Source organism: Tolypothrix tenuis PCC 7101, assembly GCF_963874875.1.
GTDB lineage: Bacteria > Cyanobacteriota > Cyanobacteriia > Cyanobacteriales > Nostocaceae > Aulosira > Aulosira tenue.
Genome location: NZ_CAWNJS010000001.1, coordinates 1,875,959 through 1,897,904 on the forward strand (window position 1 = coordinate 1,875,959; position 21,946 = coordinate 1,897,904).

Sequence of the window (21,946 nt, forward strand, 5' to 3'; positions counted from 1 at the left end):
TTTAATTAACAAGCAAAATTAATAATATTACGTAAATAGCTATGACTTTCTTGTTTACAAATCAAGTCCCAAGCTATCTAAATGCTACGGATAACTATCCCTATGAATTGGGCATGAAATTCCGCAGTGCGAATGCAGGACAAATTAACGCTATTCGCTTCTGGAAAGCCACGAGTGAGACAGGAACTCATATTGGTAGGATCTGGTCAGCAACAGGAACACTCCTCGCCAGCGTTACTTTTACCAACGAAACTGCTTCTGGTTGGCAACAGCAGGCTCTGAGTACACCACTTAATATTCAAGCCAATACAACCTATGTTGTGTCTGTCAACATTAATACCTATTATGTCGGCACTTACGATCAACTAGCTACCTCCATAACCAATGGCAATCTCAGTTCAGTAGCAGATGGCAACAATGGTTTGTATAATCGGACTCCAGGAGCTTTTCCGACTAATTCTTACCGAAATAGCAATTATTATCGTGACATCGACTTTGTTGTTGTTGCTGTTCCGACTATTGCAAAAGTTAGCGGTGATAATCAGACTAGTCTACCTGGAAGCACCTTAGCTAACCCCTTAGTTGTTCAAGTTAAAGACATTGCTGGGAATCCTCAATCCGGGGTGACGGTCAACTTTACTGTTACTAGTGGCGGAGGATCGGTCTCGCCTAACAGTGCAGTCACCGACTCCAATGGCCTAGCTAGTACTAGCTTCACTCTGGGATCTGTGGTAGGGGCAACAAATCCTGTGACTAATATTGTCAGCTGTACGGCAAGCGGAATTGGTAGCGTCACTTTTACTGCGACTGCCAACCCCTCTGGGAATACCCAAACTGTATTCACAACTCAGGTACCAAGTTCTCAAAATATTACAGATGGCGCTTCCTATGAAGGAGGAATGAAATTTCGTAGTGCGAAAGCAGGACAAATTAACGCCATTCGCTTTTGGAAAGCCGCAAGTGAAACAGGAACTCATATTGGCAAAATCTGGTCAGCAACGGGAACACTCCTAGCCAGTGTTACTTTTACTAACGAAACGGCTTCTGGTTGGCAACAGCAGGCTTTGAGTACACCACTTAGTATTCAAGCTAATACAACCTATGTTGTATCTGTCAATGTCAATACCTATTTTGTTCTCACCTATGATGAACTAAGTAGCTCTATAGTCAATGGCGATCTCAGTTCAGTCGCAGACGGCAACAATGGAGTCTATAGTTTGAGCCCACACTCTTTTCCCTCTAGTTCTTCTCGCAACAGTAATTATTACCGTGATGTCGTTTATGCTGTTGGCAGTACTTTAGTGAAAGTTAGTGGAGACAATCAGAGTGGTACAACAGGCACACAACTGCCCAACTCATTAGTTGTCAAAGTCGTGAACGCTCAAAACAATCCGCAGTCAGGGGTGACGGTGAACTTTAGCGTTACGAGCGGTGGGGGGTCAGTCTCACCAGCTACTGTAGTAACAGATGCTAGTGGTCAAGCAAGTACGGTGGTTACCCTGGGAACTGCGCCTAGCGCCCCTGGAGGACTGGTAGTAACCGCAACTGCCAATGGAATTGGCAGTGTAACATTCCTCGCTTCAGTAACTCCAGCTAACCCCAATGCTATCTATTTGGAAAATCAAAATTCCGGCACCACCAATTGGAAGCTTGTCAACAGGGGTAATGGTGAAATCGCTGGTTATGCCTCAGCTACCAGTGTGAATAAAGGCGGAACACTCGACATTAAAGTTTCTCTAGCACAAGCTGGACAGTTCACTATTGATGTGTACCGCTTGGGCTACTACGGTGGCAAGGGCGGCAGGTTGATCTTTAGCAGTGGTTTGCTCAATGGCATAACCCAACCTGCATGTACTAAAGACACCACTACCAACTTAGTAGAGTGTAACTGGACAACTTCCTACGTTTTGCAAGTAGGTAGTAACTGGACTAGTGGTATTTATATAGCCAAATTGACTGACCAGAGGACTAGCAAAGAAGCCCATGTTTGGTTTGTCGTGCGTGATGATGGCAGTACTGCTGATATTCTATTCCAAAGTGCTGTTTCCACGGTTTTAGCTTATAGTCCTACAGGCGGATCTAGCTTATACCCATTCAATAGTGTGAATGGACAGAGAGCATTGAAGGTTTCCTTCGACCGACCATACTGGCAATCATACAGCCAAAGTTCCCAAGAGTTCGATACACCACTAAGAGTGGAATACAACATGGTGCGCTGGCTGGAATCTCAGGCATACAATGTTACCTATGTCACAAACATAGACACTCACACTAACCAGCAATTATTACTTAATCACAAAGTATTTTTGTCTGTGGGTCATGATGAATACTGGTCGCCACAAATGCGCGATCGCGTTGAGACTGCCCGTAATGCTGGTGTCAATTTAGCATTTTTCTCTGCCAATACTTGTTATTGGCGAGTGCGGTTTGAAAGTTCTACTCTTGCGGCTGGGCAGATAAGTCCTAATCGCATCATGGCCTGCTATAAAGGGGATTGGTCACTAGATCCGGTTGTTCAACAGCAGGGATCGTCAGCAGCTACTAATAAATATCGCAGCGTTCAAAACAACCGTCCAGAAAATTCTTTGTTAGGTGTGATGTATATTGGCTACACCACAAGTGGCTACATCTCAGATGGTGCTGGCAATTATAGCAACTACGGAGGTTTTAACTTTGTGGTAGGTAGCAATAGTTCAGATTCTTATTACGCTTATACTAATGTCCAGCCAGGAGATAGTCTTCCTTTATTAGTAGGATCTGAATGGGATGCAGTTATTAATAACGGATCAACCCCCCCTGGTCTTGTGGTTTTATCCCAGTCACCAGTAACTACTGATGGTTTACCGAATGAATTTGAACCCCCTGGAGAACCGGGTTTACCTGCTAATACTAATTACAATTTTGCTAACGCAGTTCGTTATACAGCTAGTAGTGGCGCTAAAGTTTTTGCCACTGGTTCTATTCAGTGGGTATGGGGATTAGATAGCGATGGTGTCAACCCAGCGCGGGAAGATCGTCGTGCTAGGCAAATAGCCGTCAATGTTTTAGCAGATATGGGAGCTAGACCCCAAGCTCCAAAAGCAGATATCACAGTACCTTAATACATTCCACAAAATACAGATAACTATGTCACCTTTAAATCGCCGCCAATTTGGTCAACTGGCAGCTGCCAGTTTAACCACTACTATTCTTACCGATTTTTCTAGTAAGGCGATCGCTCAAAATAACAGTAAGAATCAAGAGATTATTTGTGGAGTCAATCTTCCTAGTATATCCAATGCTCTAAATCGCGAAGACCAAACTCCGTCAGTGGATCTTAACCTGACTGAGATGGGAACTGGAAGACTAGTTTCTCAAAAAAATATACAAGCTCAATTTGTAGAGAATCCCTTGTCTGTACGGAAAAAATATCGAGCTTTCTTTACTGGTGACTCTAACCGGATTACGAAATTGGCAGCACTTGGGGATGGCAATGTAGTTATCTCTACAGTTTCTCATACAAGGAATGGTAATTTTAACCATCTCATTTATACTGTTGGTAGTGTCAAGAATCCTCAATTCAAAGCCAAAAAAATCCTAGATTTAGAAACACCAAATCAGACTGTTGAAAGCTTATTACGTCTACCGAGAAATCAACTTCTGTGCATAGTAGGAATTGAGGGTATCCCACCTTTTACCTTCAAAATAATTGATTTTATCACGGGTAAAGTGCTTTCTAGCAACGATCTAGATCTACCTCCACTACCCCCTGGCAATCGATTTGCTAATCTATGTCAAGATAATCAGGGAAATATTTTTGCAACTGAAATCGGCTTGGAAGGTTTTCCAGTTTTAATATCGATGAACTTGCAGGAAAAAGCAATAATGACTGGCAAGGTAAAAATTAAGAGAATAGCTCCACTAACTTTTGAAGGTATCCCTCTCTCTAACGATGTTAAAGACTTAAATTTCTCTGCTTCTGGGCAATTATATGCTCTTGTTACTAATAAAAGTGGCAAAAATGTTTTATGTACAGTGAATGTAAACAGTGGCTCTATGAGCAGAGTAAGGGATTTTGCCGCAGAGAAGTTTGGGTTCTCGCTTTAAAGCTTGTTTGAAAACTTTAAAATCAGATTTCTACCCTTGGACAATGCTCCGTCTAGGTAGTTTCTCCGCTCTAGGAAACGCTACGCGAATGCAGTGACAATCAATTTTTTACATATTTTTTTAACTCTTAAAAAGGCACAGATTCAACTGAGGTAGAAGTACCAAGAGAATCAGGATGGTATCAGTTATTCAATTGGTAACCTGCACAAAAATAGATAGATATTATGATACAAACCATACCTAACGATACACTCAGTCTTTGGCGAGAAGAAGGCCGCCGACAAATTCCGCAAAACTTTGAAGTATTCCGCAGTTTAGTAGCACAAGCAAGAGACTTCGCGCAACGTGGAAATTATGACGCAGCAGCTGTTTATGGAGAAATGGCAGCTACTTATGCCAACTTTAGACATTGCGGTATTTATACTAGCCCAGAATTGGAGAAGGTTCTCATTGACATCGGTAGGAAAGTAATATCACAAAACTCTGATATCTGCAAAAACAAACATATATTAGAAATACCAAAGAAGATAAACAATATACTGCATGTAGCAACATCTGTAGAACCTGTTGGTGGACTTTCCAAAATGCTTGGTCGTTGGATTCTACAAGATACCGAGCGTTCCCATTCCCTAGTTCTAACACGACAGCTACAGACAGTTGAGGAGCCAAAATTTCTCACAGATGCGGTTATCAATAGTGGTGGCAAAATATACAAACTTGACGAAACTATTGGCAGTCTCACAGCTCGCGCTCAACGACTCAACAAAATCGCTGCTACCGCAGATATGGTTGTATTGCATATGTACAATCATGATGTGATTCCAATTATTGCCTTTGCAAATCAAGAACAAGTTCCGCCAATTATATTTTTAAATCATGCCGATCACACGTTTTGGTTAGGAGCTAGCATCAGTGATGTTATTGCTAATCTCAGAGAGTCTGGTATGCGCCTTTCGCAAAAGCGTAGAGGGATTGAGACAAAGCAAAACTTACTGCTTCCTACCATCGTGGAGCCTAATCACAGAGTACTGGCTCGGCAAGAAGCAAAGAAAATACTTGGTCTCTCAGAGAACAGTATTGTACTCCTTTCTATCGCTAGGGCACTTAAATACAAAACGATAGATGGAATCAGTTATGCTGATGCACATATTCCCCTGCTAGAAAAATACCCACAAGCAGTTTTAGTTGTAGTTGGTTGCGGTAATCGGCAAGATTGGTCAAATGCTATTCAGCAAACTCAGGGCAGAATTATTTGCCATCCGCAACGGGAAGATACGGATATCTTCTACCAAGCTGCTGACATTTATGTTGATTCCTTTCCCTTTGTCTCCATTACATCACTCCTAGAGGCGGGAACTTATGGTATACCCTTAGTGAGCCGATACCCCTACTCTTCAGATGCATGTGAAATCTTTGGTGCTGATATGCCTGGTTTGACTGATAATCTCATTCGTGTGGGCGATATTGAGCAATATACAGCAGTTTTATCCCGCTTGGTGGAAGATGAAGCATATCGACTCAGCCTTGGGGAAGCAACCAGAAAAAAAATTGTGGATACACACACAGCAAAGCAATGGCAGCATTTTTTAGAAAATGTCTATCATTTGGCTGCTACTTTACCCAGGGTCAAAAAATCTGCGGTGGCAATAGATCAGATGTTTATTGGCGAACCAGATGTCTATATGCCCAGCGTTCATGACATGAGTTTTGATGTAGATACTCTCTTGAAGTTTCACTTAACACTGCTGCCTATTAAAGAACGTTGGAGTCAACTATTTAGATTAGCTAAAAATCCTAGTTTTTATCATAAAAGCGATCGTTTGAGTCCGTTTAAATATTTGCTGCCTGAATGGCTACTTTACCGCGTTAGAAAGATAATATAAAGCTTTTTTCTAAAAATCATCAATTATGATTAAAATTTTTATGCCTTGTTCTGGTCTTGGTCATGTAAAACGAGGCTTTGAATCTTTCACGCGAGAATGTTTTGATGCATTAGTAGATGAGCCTTCTATTAAGCTGACCCTATTTAAAGGATCTGGAGAGTCTAGGGAAAACGAAGTTACTTTATGGAATTTACGTCGGAATGACTGGAGAGCTATTCAAATAGGTAAATTAACTGGCAGAACTGGCTACATTATAGAAACAGCTTCATTCTTTTTCAGTCTATTAAAACATATATATCGCGAAAATCCGGACATAATTTATTTTAGTGATATTAATTTAGGTAATGCACTCTGGCACTGGCGGCGGCTGACAAAAACAAAATATAAACTTTTATTTTCTAATGGTTCTCCACAATATCCTCCTTTTCCCCGATGGGATTACATTCAACAATTGACTCCAGCCCTATTGCAACTATCTTTAGATGCTGGAGTGGCTACAGAAAAGCAGAGTTTAGTGCCTTATGGTTTTAACATTGCACCTCAACTAACAATACTTACTTCCCTAGAAAGAAAAACTTTACGCTCTCAACTGAGATTACCTGAAGATCAGCCTCTCATACTTTCCGTAGGATTGATTGATAAATCGCATAAGCGGATGGACTATCTCATTCGTGAAGTTGCTAACTTACCTGAACCAAAACCTTATCTTTTATTGTTAGGACAAAAAGACACAGAATCTTCTGAAGTTATCAACCTCGGTCTGGAATTATTGGGTGCAGATAATTTTCAAGTAAGGAGTGTAGAACAGTCTGAAGTTGATGATTACTATAAAGTCGCAGATGCTTTTGTGCTAGCTTCTTTGCGAGAAGGTTTAGGACGAGTCCTAGTAGAAGCTATGGCTCATGGTCTACCTTGTCTTGTTCATGATTATGCAATTACTCAATTTGTTTTAGGAGAGTATGGTTATTTTGCTGATTTTCAATTAGAAAATAGCTTATCAAAGTTAATATATCAGGTACTTAATAATCCTGACAGTAAATATGAATCTTATCTTCGACACAAAAGTGTTTACGAACGATTTAGTTGGGAGCAACTCCGCCCAAAGTATATTGATATGATTCACAAATGTGCTACATCTTAAGCTTTAAATTACTATATGAAACTTTGTTGGCTACTGCCTAACGATAAAAGTGGGGGTATATCTCCTGTCGTATTATCCTGTTGTCGTCAAGCTGCACAAGCTGGACACAAAACCACAATGTTGTTTCTCAATAAACCTTCGTGGCTTACTAGTAGTCAGTTTCAAGTATCATCTTTAGGTTTACCCAATGGTGCGACAGAAACACCAAAAATGCTGCTGCAATGGTTAGAACAAAATCCTCAAGATGTGTTATTTTTTAACGGCTGTGAGGAATTTGATGTAATTATTCCTTACTTATCTGCCAAGATTAAATGTGTTTACGTTGTCCATGATACAGCTCCTGCCTATTGGTTAAGAGCCATAGCACAAGAAGAGGCTGTAGAAGCAATTGTGGCTGTGTCTGAGACTGTAGCAAGTAAGTTTCGGCACCAGTTAAAATGCTCAGATAAATTATCTGTAATTTATAATGGTTGTGTTTTTCCGGAGATAGAAAAATTAAATGATGTTAGGCAAGATGATTTAATTTTTTTAGGTGGTGAAAATCCGACTAAGGGAGCCTTTGATATTCTAAATTTATGGAAATCTCTGATTAAATTAGGTTTTAAAGGCAAGCTGCACTGGTTTGGTAATCTTACCCCAAAATTTATTAATAAAATTAGGCAATTACCTAATTCTGAGCAAATCAAAATTTATGGTTATGTGCCAAGAGATGTAATTTTCTCTACTGCTGCATCAGCAAAAGTTATCCTGATGTTAAGTAGAGTTGAACCCTTTGGGATGGCCACTATTGAAGCAATGGGTATGGGATGTATACCAGTTGCTTGGGATGTGGAAACTGGTACTAAAGAAATAGCCACAGCCAATGAAACAGGATTATTTGCTCCTTTAGGTGATACCCATAATTTAGCTCAAAAAGTTATTTTTGCCTGTGAGAACTATCAAGCTTTCAATCATGCTGTGATTGAATGTGCTAGGTCAAAATTTAATGAAACAGTAATGTGGAAAGGTTATGAATCTTTGATTGAGAAAATTTCCACTCTTCCAGCCATCAATAGAAGTAAACAAGGTCAACAACCAGCTTTGTATCAACCTCCTATTCGTAGGTTTCAACTTTTACCTACGGGTTTACGTGCTGCAATTAGAGAATTGATTGGGCGATCGCCTACTCTTGGTTACTTGGTACGTGATTTGCGAGGCTGGTAATTTTTTATATTGAAATTTATGGGAAAACTCAGTTTTCTATATTTAGGTGCTAATAGTCCTTGGACTTATGGGATGGCAGAAGCTTTAGCTTACGCTCACCTGACCCATGCAGTGCAGTTTTATGATTGGCGCACCTACCGCATCTTACATCCCCAGTGGTCTAGCCGTAAACCGCCATCTCTATTAAAGAGGTCAATGCATGTATTACCTGCTGGTTATGCAGGACGATTAGAAAAAGTATTTCGTTTTTATCTGCAATATTTAATACATAGTTGGTGCCAGCAAATCAAAGGAATTACTGGAGAATATCCTTGGGTAATTGCATCCGAACCTTATTTTACTCCTTGGTTGCGGCAAGTACCTAAAGAAAAATTAATATATTACAATTTTGATGATTACGCCCTTTATCGCCCTGAACAAAAAAATAAAATTATTGCACAAGAGCAGGAATTAATTACAAGGGCAAGCATTACCTTGTGTGCATCCTTTACCCAAATGATGACGCTAAGAGAACGACATCCCGATCAAGCTTCTCAGATTCATCATTATCCTCACGGGTTTGTTGACACCTACCTCAACCCCCAACCGGAAAAACCCCCGGAATTGATGACAGTTGGTTATGTGGGAAACTTAGGCGATCGCTTAGACTGGCAATTAATTTACCAAATTATTACAGCTTGTCCCGAAGTCACATTCGTGTTTGTAGGTGGTTTAGACGAGCAAATAATGCTAGAGCAAGGAAACTGGCAGAAAACTCGTCAAGCAGTCCTAGCATTACCTAATGTCCGCCATATTGGCAAAGTTCCGTCCGACGAAGTAGCAAAACATTACTGGTCTTTTGCTGTTAATTGGATTCCTTACATAGTGGAACACCCATTTAACCAAGCAGCTTGTCCTACCAAAATCATGGATGGTATAGCCAGTGGTCACCCAATTTTAAGTACTGATATACCAGAGTGTCGTTTATATCCTGAGTGGATTAGCATTTTCCACAATGCTGAAGATGCGATCGCTCTCATTCGCCAGCAGTTAGACTGTTCAAAAACGCCCCAAGCCTATAAGAAAACTTTCAAGCAGTTAGAATTTGCTCAACAACATACCTGGAAAACACGCGCTCGTTCTCTGGAAAATTTATTACTGAGAACATAGGAATAAATTTATGCAGCGTCGGAATTTTTTAACATTGTTTGGGTTAAGCTCTTTCACAAGTAGTTTGTCTATCTTCTTTCCACGTCCTGTATCAAATGTAGAACCAAAAAAACTAGAACAAAAAATTACTAATAAAAATCACATTGCACAAATTCAAAATTTATCAATAAACTCTGTAGATGTCAGGTCATTTGGCCCGCTAATAAGTGGTATTACTAATCTAGAGTATATTATTAAAGCTAATACCGAAACTATTCAAACTGCGATTAATATAGTAGGCCAAAATGGTGGAGGAAGTATATATATACCTCAAGGAATATATCAAATATCCCCACTAGACTTGAATACTCAAGAGCCTTGTTCACTGTTAATTAACTATGACAATATTACCTTGATTGGTGATGGAATTAGTAAAACTATTCTTCAAAGTCGCGGAGATTACGCCTTAATTAATGGTAGAGTTGTGAGGGGTCATGGAATATTAATTAAAGGCACTCAAGATCCGTATAATCCTCGGAAAAATGTGACCATTAAAAATTTGGAATTAAATGGTAGTGTTAAAGGATTTACAGGACAACGTAACTGGCCTGCAGACCCCAATAATGGTGATGGCTGGGATGTTACGCACAAAGGAATAGCTTTAGATTTCAATACAAATTTAGATAACATTAATTTAGATTCTATTTACGTACATGACTTTAGAGGAGAATTAATTTATGGTGGTGGAGGGGGAATTGGAAAAGTAACTATATCAAAAACTCAACTCAAGAGTTCTAATGCTTCACTATTGAGCCTAGATGCAGACCTCACAGTTACAGAATGTGAATTTTCTGAAACTGCTACTGCTTGGGTAGAAAACGCTCCGATATCTCCCAACAAAAGTTATCAATTTTATAAATGTATTTTTAAAGATTCTATTTATCAAGGTTTAGTTATAGGGCAGGGTAATTTTCCTGATAATCACAATAAAACTATTACTAATTGTTCATTTTCTAATTCTCCTGATGGTGTTTGTGTTTTTAATGGAGTAAGTAATTTGATCATTAAAAACAACATTTTCACTGATTGCAAAAATTCTTTTATTACTAGTGGTAATAATCAAAAAATAGAATTTAGCTTTAATGAGATTAATGGAATAACAGTAGGAGTTACAGCAGCTAATCTTGCTGGAAATTTGCAAAATATACTGATTAAAAATAATGTTCTTACTTGTAGTGATGTAGATAAAAGAGCTTGTGTTTATTATTGGGGTGATTTGCAGAATATAGTCATAGAAGACAACATATTTGAAAACTGCCGTACTCCTGAGCAATCATCTGATATTAACAATGAACGTCCATTATTCCGCAATAATCAATACTTAAATGTAGAAAGAAGAGACTTCCAAGGTAAATCTAATTTTTGGCAAGAGCCTCCATATATTTTAGAGCCAAAATATGAAGAAATTTTAGTTGCAAATAATACAAACAATCGCTCAATACAAGTCAACATGAGTATCGACAAGTATGTTGACGGACAGGAGGTAATAATCATGGTTGATAGTAGTCGTGGAAACATTAAATTTCCTAAAAAATCTAGTACGATCCAATGTCAAAAAGATAGATACCTCAAGCGTAAAGATGACAAAATACGATTAAAGTTTCAGAAAGCTGATAGTAAGTGGTATGAAATTGCTTATTCCAGCCATATTTCATCAACAGAGAACAATGTTTAATCACTCTTCATCCTGGGTTTGTTGCCAAATAGGTGCCCGAGAGCATTATGCTGTGCCTAGAGCTTTACACCAAGCTGGAGAACTGACTACCCTAATTACAGATGCTTGGATTTTACCAAATTCTAGAATTAATAGACTGCCTAAAGGTTTGTTAACAAATTTGCGGGAACGGTTTCATCCAGATTTAGCTACGGCATCTGTAACATCCTTTAATAACTCTTTAATTAGTTTTGAAATAGCTCAAATAATTCAAAAAAGCTCTGGATGGCAGCGGGTAATTGCTAGGAATAACTGGTTTCAAAAACTTACATTGCAGTCACTTAAAGCTCTCACCCCAAAGCTCAAATCTCCTGTTATTTTATTTTCTTACAGTTACGCAGCTTTAGAACTATTTCGATATGCTAAATCTCAAGGGTGGTACAGTATTTTAGGTCAAATTGATCCTGGAGAAGTAGAAGAGAAATTAGTTTTAGCCGCACATTCTAAATATCCTGCTTATCAATCTAGTTGGGAAGCCGCACCGCCCAGTTACTGGAAAAATTGGCAAGAAGAATGTTTATTAGCAGACAAAATTTTAGTTAACTCTAATTGGTCAAATCAAGCATTACAGCAATTAGGTATACCAGAAGATAAAATTAACATCATTCCGCTGGCCTATCAACCACCAATAGAAGCATATAATTTTGCACGTGCCTATCCAACACACTTTTCTGCTGAACGTCCACTGCGCGTGCTATTTTTAGGACAAGTTATCTTGCGAAAAGGTATTGCTGCATTGTTAGAAGCGGCGGAAATTTTGCATAGTGAACCAATTGAATTTTGGATAGTTGGTTCTCAGAGTATTCCTCAACCTCAAGATTCTCATTCCAAAATACACTGGGTGGGTGCCGTATCTAGAAGTACCACAGCTAAATATTATCAGATGGCAGATGTATTTCTATTTCCTACTCTCTCTGATGGGTTTGGAATTACACAACTAGAAGCACAGGCTTGGAATCTGCCCATAATTGCTTCCAAATTTTGTGGTGAAGTAGTGAGAGAGAACATTAACGGATTAGTTTTGCCAGAAGTTACAGCATCTGCGATCGCACAGAAGTTACAATTTTGCCTGAATAATCCTCAAAAACTAGAAGCCTTCGCCCAACAATCAACTGACACTGCTGCATTTAATTTGTCGCAATTGCAACATTCTCTCAAAATTCTATCCGGTACTATCCCTTAGCTATTAAATTTTATAATTACCTTACTCTACTATACATATTATGATTCATTGACCATCTGTAATACGCAACATTAAAAAGAAGCAAAATTAGTATAATTACTATTCAATAATTATTAATATTAAAACTGCATGGCAGAAGTATATAAAAATATTTTAGTTTTGGTTTGCTTAGGATTGTTAGTTTGGGGAGTCATTCGCATTGAGCGAATTTACCAATACCCATTCTTTATGGGTTGTATGTTTCTTTCTTTTATTTTGCCTCAAGCGTTTGCGTTGATTGAAAATCCCGGTACAGGAGTTAGCCCAACAGCACTAGATAATGTTTTATTAGTATCATCTATTTGTGCGGCTTCCTGTTGGCTAGGCTATCAAATGAAGCCAAACATAAAGTTGTTAAAGTCCCTCAACATAGTAATCGATGAGCGGAAGTTATTTATAGCAGGAACTATGCTCATGGCTGAGGCATGGTTCTTTAATTATTTACTTTCTCGTACAACTGTACAGATCGCAGAAAATTATAACTGGACAGGGCCCGCAACTATATATCTTTTCTTTATTCAAGCTGGTAATATAGCTTTTGGAATTTTTCTTTTACAGGCACTAAAACGTCCTCGATTTCTAAATATAATTTTTACTGTAATTTCTGGCTGGCCTCTATTTAATAGTGTGTTGATTGGCCGTCGCCAACCAACAATGACATTTGCGATTATCATTGGTATTTCATTGTTTTTAATTTATCGTTATGTACCTCCTAGATGGTTAATTATCACAGGAATGTTACTCTTGACTTTCCTTATTCCTTTGTTTGGGGAGTTACGCGGAGGTGTTTGGAATTTAATTTTTAGTGGCAATTGGCAAGGTATATTATATGTAACAGAGCGAGCTTTTAGCTCACAGCAAAAAGGAGATTTTTTAGAACTCAGAAATGCAGCATTAATCATTGATATAGCTAACAATAAAAGTTTATATGGTTTTGGCACTGGATGGTGGGATAGTATAGTTTTTCAATTTGTACCAGGTCAAATTGTCGGTTTTGAATTTAAGAAATCTCTCCAATTTAACTTGTGGGATACCTATGTTATTCAACTGAAGAATTTGTATGGCTATACTCGTCCTAATGGCTCTACAATTACTGGGATTGGAGATTGCTTTATGGAATTTGGCTACCTGGGATGTTTTATTTATGCACTAATAGCATATATTTTTAAACATCTTTGGATCTGTGGTGTTAATTATAAAAATACTTTTTGCCAAATACTTTATATGGGGTTAATCAGCCCTGCTATGATCTGTTTAACTCATGGTGTGGGAACATTTTTGCAACAGGGGATTTTTCAATTAATCTTTATTGGATTAGTAGTCTACTACTCCAGAGTTAAATATAAATTTTAGATATTATGGGAAGATACGAGATGAAAATATTAAACTTAATTCAGTGTTTGAATTTAGGAGGTATGGAAAAAGCTACATACAATTTAGTATACGAAACCCAGACCAAAGGAGTAGATTGGCAAATACAAAGTATCACACCAGCAGGAGATGGTAAAAATTTATTTACTAGTTTAGGTATAATAGTAGAAGATAATTCATACAATGGTAAATTAGGTTATAAATCTCATTTTTCACTTAGAAAAAAAATTAAAAAATTTACAGGTGATATTATTCTGGTTACTGGCCCTACTCTAACAGGTTGCTGGGGTATTAAAGATAATCAGCAGAAAAAAATCTTAGCAATTCACTATTGCCACAAATATGGCAATCAAAATTTATTAAAATGGAAACTTTTCTATAAATATTTTGGCAATGATTATAATGCAATTATTTGCCATTCCCCATATCTTTTAGAACAAACACAAGAACTAGCACCTCATTTAAAGAATAAATTACGCTTAATAGAAAATTCCACCCAAATTCAAGAAGTAAGTCAAGAAGAGAAGATAGCAGCAAAGAAAAAATTTAATATCCCTGATAAAAGTTTTGTGATTGGTAATGCTGGCTGGTTAATTGAACGTAAAAGATTTGATATTTTCCTAAAAGTCTGTGCAAAATTAGTTAAAGATAATCAAAAACTTTTTTGCCTCATTGCTGGTGATGGCCCACTACGTAAAGAACTTGAAGATCTGTCTATAGAATTAGGAATTTCTGAAGTTGTTAATTTCATAGGTTGGCAGCAGAATATTGAAGATTTCTATCGAGCAATAGATTTACTATTGTTCAATTCCAATTCTGATGCATTTGGTCGCACAGTTATGGAGGCAATGGGATATGGTATTCCAGTAGTAGCATCTGTGTTAGAAGGTGGTACTGATTCTGTTCTAATTCATCAGGAAAATGGATATCTAATAACGGATCATAATATTAATCATCTCGCTGAATATTGTTTTAAGCTAATGATAGAAAAAGACTTGTATTATCAATTTCAATCAGCTTCTATAGAAACTATTTACAAGCGTTTCAACAATAATTTATATATTCAAAAGTATTTAGAAGTTTTTGATGAGGTTTTAAATTAAAATAAAAATTTTTCTATAAAATTAATAGGCTTTCAATTGAACTTCAAATAGTAAATTCTTAGCACGATATAGCTATAAAAATGCATATTGTTATACTGTTTATTAATATTGGTAGCTACCATGCTGCTAGGTTACGTGCTGCTTACTCCGCTTGCCAAAAACAAGACTGGAGTTTTACTGCAGTTCAATTGACAGATAATACTTTAGAGCATAATTGGGGCGATTTACAGAAGGAAATTACATTTCCTTTAAAAACACTTTTTCATGAAGATGATAAATTTTTAAACTTGGAAGAAGCATCTGCTGTACTTCCTAATTTTTTCGATAATTTACAACCCGATGTTGTTGTTATACCAGGTTGGGGTTTTCCAGTATCCCGTGCTGCGCTTTCTTGGTGTAAACGCCATAAAGTACCAGCCATTTTGATGAGTGAAACCAAGTGGGATGATGAACAACGGTACTGGTGGAAAGAGAAACTAAAATTTTGGCTACTAATCAGCAAGTTTGATGCAGCTCTAGTGGGGGGTAAACTACATCGTGACTATTTGATTGAGTTAGGTTTTCCCCGCGATCGCATTTTTCTTGGATACGATGCTGTTGATAACGATTATTTTGCCAAACAAGCTGAGATAGCAAGGTTCGATGCGGTTGAAACAAGACGGCGAAATCCCCAGATACCGACTAAACCTTATTTCATTGCTGTCACTCGTCTACTCAAACGAAAAAATGTCTTTGGTCTTGTACAAGCATTTGCAGCTTATCACCAACAAATAGGAAATGAGCAAGCATGGGATTTAGTAATTTGTGGTAGCGGTGAAGAAGAACCGGAAATTCGCAATTTTATTATGGAACAAAAATTGCAAGATGCTGTACATTTACCAGGTTTTATCCCTTACCAAAATATTGGTGATTGGTATGGATTAGCTAATGCTTTTGTCCATCCCGCTTTGCAAGAACAGTGGGGTCTAGTACTGAACGAAGCTTGTGCTGCTGGGCTACCAGTACTCTGTAGCCAAACTGTAGGAGCTCGTTATGAACTTATCGATCATGGTCGAAATGGCCTGCTATTCGATCCAGAAAGTATTTTAGATATGACTGATGCTTTGAAAGCTATTCATCAGATGGATACAGATTTAAGAATGAAAATGGGCAGAATCAGCCAAGAAATTGTAGAAAATTTTAGCCCACAAGTTTTTGCCGATGGCTTATTAAAAGCAATTCAAACATCATTAAATGGGTAGTTACAAAATATCTTGCGCCTCTAGAAGATATTTTGCTGAAAATAATTGAATTTAACTGCTGTAAAAGCTTACTCAATTAACTTACAGCAAATATTCCAACTACTGACCTAATACTACTCGGTTAAGGATTTTCAAATCGGAATTTAGTTTAGGAAAAAGTGAAATGGTAAGGGTTAAAGGTTTTTTCTTGACCCTTTTCCCCTTTTGCCCTTAACCGACAAGTATTGATTACTGACCTAGTGAATATAGGTTCAATCACTTCTGCAAATTTTTTGTGGAAGTGATTTGAACTGCTTATTTACATAAAGGTAGCAATTTTGATTCGTCTAATTTCCTTTCTTCATAGCCTCACATGAAAGTACTAATTTTTATACCTTACGTTGGTTCACATTATGGTGGAACTTCAAAGGCAACAAAAGAATTCGCTGACACTCTTAGTAGCTTAGGAGCTAATGTAGATTTAATTACTACTGATGCGAATGGCTCGGATAAATTAGACGTACCCTTAAATAAATGGATATATCAAAAATCTTATAGAATTAGATATTTTTCTTGCTGGCATCGCCATGATTTTATTGTTAGCTTATCTTTAATTTACTGGCTAATTAAGCATATTAAGGATTATGATATCGTCCACACTAATACAGTCTTTTCACCACTGGTTTCTTTAGTTCACTTACTTTGCCAATGGCGCAAAATTCCTTATGCCGTCACACCGCATGGAATGCTTGAGCCTTGGGCTTTGTCTTATAAAGCCTGGAAGAAAAGAATCTACTATAATTTATTGGAAAAACCTGCTTTAAAAAAAGCTAGCGTTATTCAAGTAATTGCTAATGCTGAAGCTAGTAACGTCAAAAAATTAGGATTTCGTAATTTAGTTGTTGTTCCTAACGGCATCCATCGCCAAGAATTTGAAAATCTACCAAAAGCAGAGATTTTCTATGAGCAATTTCCAGAAACAAGAAATAAAACTCTACTGCTATTTTTAGGAAGAATTGATCCTAAAAAAGGTTTAGATTTACTTGCTCCTGCTTTTGGGAAAATTCATAAAAAGTTTCCCCAAACTCATTTAGTAGTAGCAGGGCCAGATTCTACCGGATTTTTGGCAACAGTTCGGCGCTATTTTGTCCAAGCAGGTTGTTTAGAAGCTGTTACCTTTACAGGTATGCTCACAGGTAAGTTGAAACAAGAAGCTTTAGTAGCAGCTGATTTATATGTTGCACCTTCTTATTCAGAAGGTTTTAGTATGTCTGTCTTAGAAGGTATGGCTTCAGGTTTACCCTGTGTGATTACTACCGGATGTAATTTTCCCGAAGCGGCTCAGGCTCAGGCAGCACATATTGTTGATACTAATGCTGATGAAATTGCTAATGCATTAATTGACTATTTAAGCAATCCAGTACAGGCGCAAGCAATGGGCGATCGCGCTCGTAAATTAATTTTCCGCAATTATACTTGGGAGCGTGCTGCTGAAAAGTTAGTAAAAGTTTATCAAGCAATTATCGATAAAAAAGTATTACCAGAATACCAAGATTTTGTTCCAGCAAAATCTGGTAAGGAAATCTAATTTTAAAATTAATTATGTCAAAATTTTTGGTGCTTAATTTAACACTACTTAGCGCCAAAAAATGACTTTATTAATGATGGTAAAAATGTAGATTTCAAAAGCTAGAATCCGCCTATCGGTAAAATGTATAGTCGTCGTAAACTGAAAAAATATAGGTTTTTGGCTGTAGCGAGTTTGATTCTTACCCTGTTAGCGATCATTCCTTTGCGTTTGGCGATCGCAACAACTCAAACACCACACCCTCAAGCCTTTCTTACCTTAGGTGGCGATCCTCCCAGGGAACAATATACTGCTGAACTAGCTAAATGGTATCCATCTTTAGAAGTTTGGGTGTCTTCTCCTCCAGAACCAGATAAGACATATGCATTGTTTCAAGCTGCAAATATCGCTACTCGGTTACATATAGATAATCGTGCTAGTGATACTGTTACTAACTTTACTACCTTAGTTTCAGATTTTAAGAAACGCCAGATTCAACATCTTTACCTCATCACTTCTAAAAATCATATGCCTAGAGCTAAAGCGATCGCTTTTTTTGTTCTAGGTAGCCAAGGGATCGCTTTCACTCCTCTCTCTGTACCATCCGATCAGCCTCAAGAATCAGTAATTCGTATTCTGCGAGATATTGCTCGCTCTTTACTCTGGATAATCACAGGTTATACAGGAGCCAATCTTTAGTATCCTTTTTGCATCTATAAATTATGCGTCTAGATCAATATACTGTCGGTACTTACACCCCAGGTGCACCATATTGGAAACAACTTCTCTGGTATTTTATCGGGTCGCCTTTGCTTGAAAGTTATTGGCTTCCTATGTCATCGTTAAAAGTTTGGATACTACGAAGCTTTGGTGCCACTATTGGTCAACAAGTTAGGATTAAACCAGGAGTAAAGGTCAAGTTTCCTTGGCGATTAAGCATTGGTGATTTTGCTTGGATTGGGGAAAATGCTTGGATTGATAACCTAGCACCTGTGATTATTGAAAGTCATGTTTGTTTATCTCAAGGAGTCTATCTCTGCACTGGCAATCATAACTGGAATCATCCTGATTTTAAACTGATGCCTGCTCCTATCTACATTCAAGAAAGTAGTTGGATTGCAGCCAAGTGTATAATTGGCCCAGGAGTGACAGTTGGTAAAGGTGCAGTGCTAACCTTGGGTGGTGTAACTGGGTCTTCTTTGGAGCCAATGATGATTTATGCTGGTAATCCGGCTCAACCCATCAAAAAGAGATTCAATTATTAATATTAATAGGTTGTTTACTCTCAAAAAATCATTATTGCTGCCAAAGTTTGAGAATGTTATTTAAGCCAAGTATAAGGCTGATTTTTCGCTGCCAAAACTAAAATTAGATAAAAAGTAGAAACTAAAACTGGTGGTTTTGTGGGCTATTCTATTTTGTGAAATTAATAAAATACTGTGATAAAGTTTCTTTTCTAAGTGATTACACAAGCAGCAGTTTCACTGCCATATTGGTAAAAATTAGCTACTTGCAATTTAGAGTAGCTTTGATATCTAATACATCGCCTATCGAAAAAATTTGAGTTTCAGGTAATAATTTGCTTTTTGCAAACTCCAAGTTTCAAGATGGACTGAGTTACAGCCGATTGCAAGTTGGTGGCACATATAATTGTCAGTGCATTGTACTGCCATGCGCCTACCTGCGTAACTCATTAACTTAGAATACGCTGTAGATTTATAATTACATATACATTAACTGCTTGTTTTTATTTAATTATTTTTCTCTGAAAATAGAAAAATGCAGAATGAATATCCTCAAAATTACCTGAGATAGAACTCATATTTGATTTTTGAAGTTGACGTAGGATGCGTTAGCAGTGAGAGTACGGCATCAGTACCAAAGTTTTTCGTGCGTTATGGCTTACTGAAATTTTTTCAGAAATCAAATGGGATTCCTATACAAAATAGCACACTTGAATATATGAGATTAATTCTTCTTTGGGTCACAGGGAAGTAATCCCTTCCATATCATACAACTAGCAGATATGTAGTCAAGCATTGATGGTAGTTGCTGAATCTCGCAAATGCATCAAATATACTGTTATATAAAGTTTTTAATGTCGAAATTTAAATATTTATCGGTAAAAGCGGCAAAAGCAGCAGTTTAAGACCTAAAATACATAGACTAATACTATTACCACTGTTTCCAGTGTTAACATTGAGATTAGATTTGTAAAATTTACTAGTATCGATGTTCTACTGGTCTGTTTTTCAGCAGTTAAATCAGCAAACCCCATCTGCAAACTTTGATATTACTTACTAATGTAAGGACTGCAATATGAGACACAGGATAAAAACTTAGAACTATATCCAGCAACGATTCGGTGCTTTACCACTAAAACTAAAACAAAATCATATATAGCTAAGTATAACAAAAATGCTAATCTCTTCAGAAAGTCCTCCACAAGATTTAGTTCTACTCAAATCTGATAATTCTCCGTTAGAGGTACACTCTGATGAATGGGAATCACGAATAGCACAATTAGTTGGTTTTGAAGATGAATCTGCATCTGTTGATACGGAAGCAGTATCAGAGGCTGCTGAATTGCAGTCATCATTACCTGAACCATCAGAAGTTAAAACTGAGCAGTCACTTTCATCTAATCCCTTCGCCAAGTTAGGTGTGGTAAGTACTGCCACTTTAGCTATAGTGTTAGTTGCTGGCGCATTTTTATCGCAGTTGATGGGTAGTAATCAAAAGCCCAAAAAGAATATTATTGTTTCTCCAGAAATGCAGCCGACAACCACAAAAGACTCCATTTCTGAAGATTTAGCAGCAGAAGTAGAAACTCTCAAAACTAAATTAGCCCTTACAGAACAAGCAGACGCTATCAAATTAGCACAACAAAAGTTAAGGAGCGGAAAACTCATATCTGCTTCTCAGGTAGCCAATCAACGAAATTCGCAACCAGATACTTTTCCAGATAGACGAACTGTGTTACCTATAATACCAACATCCCCATTACCACCATCAGCAGTTAATGCACCCCGTGTAGTCACTGTTGAGCGCATTGTCAGACCTCCCTATCCTCAACAAACTCCTTTTCCTCTACCTTCGCTGTTACCACAACCAATAGTTACTAACCCAAATCCTCAGCCATTAATTAATGTAACTCCATCACCGACACCGAACCCGCTTCAAGAATGGGCAAAGTTAGCAAAGTTAGGTAGCTATGGACAGGTTGCTGTCACTAATACATCTAATGTGAATGCAACTACTCCGATCAACCAAAGAAATGAGCCAGTACCGCAACAGGCTAATAATCCTCAGTCGGAACAACCCAGACAGCAAACTTCCGTGGTTAGTCAAGTATCATCGCAGAGTCCAAAATCTATAGCCATTGGTAGTAGTGCTAAAGCTGTTTTGGCGACAGCGGTATTTGGAGAAACCAGTAAATCTTCTAATAACGATGACAAAAATGTTTTTGTAGTACGTTTGAAAGAGCCATTAAAAGCAGTGGATGGTGCGATCGCTATTCCTGCAAATACCGAATTATTAGCTGAATTGGGTTCTCTTTCTGAACAAGGTTTGTTGCAACTGAAGGTAGTAAAAATCATTGCCAAAGAGAATGGCAATCTTACGGAAAGAAGCTTACCAGAAAATGCGATGGTGGTGCGTGCGCCCCAAGGTAGACCTTTAATCGCAAACCAATATCCTAATAGAGGGTCATCTATTTTGGGTATGGATATAGGGCTATTTGTCTTAGGTGGCCTTGGCAAAGCAGCAGAGTTAACTAACCGTACTGAATCTCAAGTTGTGACTACAAATGCTGGTGGTACGATCATTAGCAATACCAACCCACAACGCAACATTTGGGCGGGAGTTTTAGAAGGCGGCATGAATACTGTAGTTCCCCAAATTACCCAACGCAATCAACAAGCGATCGCTCAAATGAGCCAAAGATCTAATGTTTGGTTTTTACCTGCGGGTACAGCAGTTGAAATCTACGTTAATCAATTGATGCAATTGTAAGTAGGTCGGCGAAATTTAAAGATAACTGGCTGAGGCTGTCATTTGTTCTTGGTCATTTGTCTTTGGTCATTCTTACAAAGTTCTGAGCGGAGGTTTCCTCCGCTCAAACTTTGCGCTTTGTCATTGATAAGGATTGCAAGCCTATTGTTTAAAGCAAGGTTGAATCTCTTTGTAGTATTACGAGATTCAGCCTTAAAAATTTTCAAGGGATAACAATATTGTGTGCCTCTACCC

The 21,946-nt window shown here is 37.8% G+C and carries 15 protein-coding genes; all 15 read left to right on the top strand.

The window, feature by feature from the left end; all coding sequences use genetic code 11:
• Positions 1–41 precede the first annotated feature (41 nt).
• The 15 genes from AACU25_RS07690 (at position 42) to AACU25_RS07760 (ending at position 21,712) form a co-directional block, all read left to right on the top strand.
• Positions 42–3,101, top strand: coding sequence for a N,N-dimethylformamidase beta subunit family domain-containing protein (locus AACU25_RS07690; RefSeq protein ID WP_096574628.1), 3,060 nt, complete (start codon positions 42–44; stop codon positions 3,099–3,101).
• 25 nt (positions 3,102–3,126) lie between these two features.
• Positions 3,127–4,086, top strand: coding sequence for a hypothetical protein (locus AACU25_RS07695; protein ID WP_096574629.1), 960 nt, complete (start codon positions 3,127–3,129; stop codon positions 4,084–4,086).
• Positions 4,087–4,310: 224 nt separating this feature from the next.
• Positions 4,311–5,969 carry a glycosyltransferase gene (locus AACU25_RS07700; protein ID WP_199347168.1) on the top strand — a complete coding sequence of 553 codons (1,659 nt, stop codon included), beginning with the start codon at positions 4,311–4,313 and terminating at the stop codon, positions 5,967–5,969.
• A gap of 25 nt (positions 5,970–5,994) precedes the next feature.
• A complete protein-coding gene (locus tag AACU25_RS07705) occupies positions 5,995–7,110 on the top strand; it encodes a glycosyltransferase family 4 protein (RefSeq protein WP_096574630.1) in 1,116 nt (371 codons plus the stop codon).
• A gap of 15 nt (positions 7,111–7,125) precedes the next feature.
• Positions 7,126–8,313, top strand: coding sequence for a glycosyltransferase family 4 protein (locus tag AACU25_RS07710; RefSeq protein WP_096574631.1), 1,188 nt, complete (start codon positions 7,126–7,128; stop codon positions 8,311–8,313).
• A gap of 18 nt (positions 8,314–8,331) precedes the next feature.
• Positions 8,332–9,462, top strand: a complete 1,131-nt coding sequence (locus AACU25_RS07715; protein ID WP_096574632.1) for a glycosyltransferase family protein — start codon at positions 8,332–8,334, stop codon at positions 9,460–9,462.
• Positions 9,463–9,472: 10 nt separating this feature from the next.
• Positions 9,473–11,176 (top strand): right-handed parallel beta-helix repeat-containing protein, encoded by a 1,704-nt coding sequence (locus AACU25_RS07720; RefSeq protein ID WP_096574633.1) that lies wholly within the window; start codon positions 9,473–9,475, stop codon positions 11,174–11,176.
• Between the two features lie 52 nt (positions 11,177–11,228).
• Positions 11,229–12,398: a glycosyltransferase family 4 protein gene (locus AACU25_RS07725; RefSeq protein WP_321206580.1), complete on the top strand. Its 1,170-nt coding sequence runs from the start codon at positions 11,229–11,231 to the stop codon at positions 12,396–12,398.
• Between the two features lie 237 nt (positions 12,399–12,635).
• Positions 12,636–13,790 carry a hypothetical protein gene (locus tag AACU25_RS07730; RefSeq protein WP_339382006.1) on the top strand — a complete coding sequence of 385 codons (1,155 nt, stop codon included), beginning with the start codon at positions 12,636–12,638 and terminating at the stop codon, positions 13,788–13,790.
• Between the two features lie 62 nt (positions 13,791–13,852).
• Entirely contained in the window at positions 13,853–14,911 is a 1,059-nt protein-coding gene (locus tag AACU25_RS07735) for a glycosyltransferase (protein ID WP_339382007.1), read from the top strand.
• A gap of 80 nt (positions 14,912–14,991) precedes the next feature.
• Entirely contained in the window at positions 14,992–16,152 is a 1,161-nt protein-coding gene (locus AACU25_RS07740) for a glycosyltransferase family 4 protein (protein WP_096574637.1), read from the top strand.
• A gap of 352 nt (positions 16,153–16,504) precedes the next feature.
• Positions 16,505–17,719, top strand: a complete 1,215-nt coding sequence (locus AACU25_RS07745; RefSeq protein ID WP_096574638.1) for a glycosyltransferase — start codon at positions 16,505–16,507, stop codon at positions 17,717–17,719.
• A 123-nt stretch (positions 17,720–17,842) separates the two neighbouring features.
• On the top strand, positions 17,843–18,397 hold the full coding sequence (locus AACU25_RS07750) for a YdcF family protein (RefSeq protein WP_096574639.1): 555 nt from the start codon (positions 17,843–17,845) through the stop codon (positions 18,395–18,397).
• Positions 18,398–18,420: 23 nt separating this feature from the next.
• Positions 18,421–18,963 (top strand): WcaF family extracellular polysaccharide biosynthesis acetyltransferase, encoded by a 543-nt coding sequence (locus tag AACU25_RS07755; protein WP_096574640.1) that lies wholly within the window; start codon positions 18,421–18,423, stop codon positions 18,961–18,963.
• A gap of 1,144 nt (positions 18,964–20,107) precedes the next feature.
• The gene (locus AACU25_RS07760) at positions 20,108–21,712 is read left to right on the top strand and encodes a TrbI/VirB10 family protein (protein ID WP_096574641.1); all 1,605 of its coding nucleotides are present in this window, start codon (positions 20,108–20,110) and stop codon (positions 21,710–21,712) included.
• Positions 21,713–21,946 lie beyond the last annotated feature (234 nt).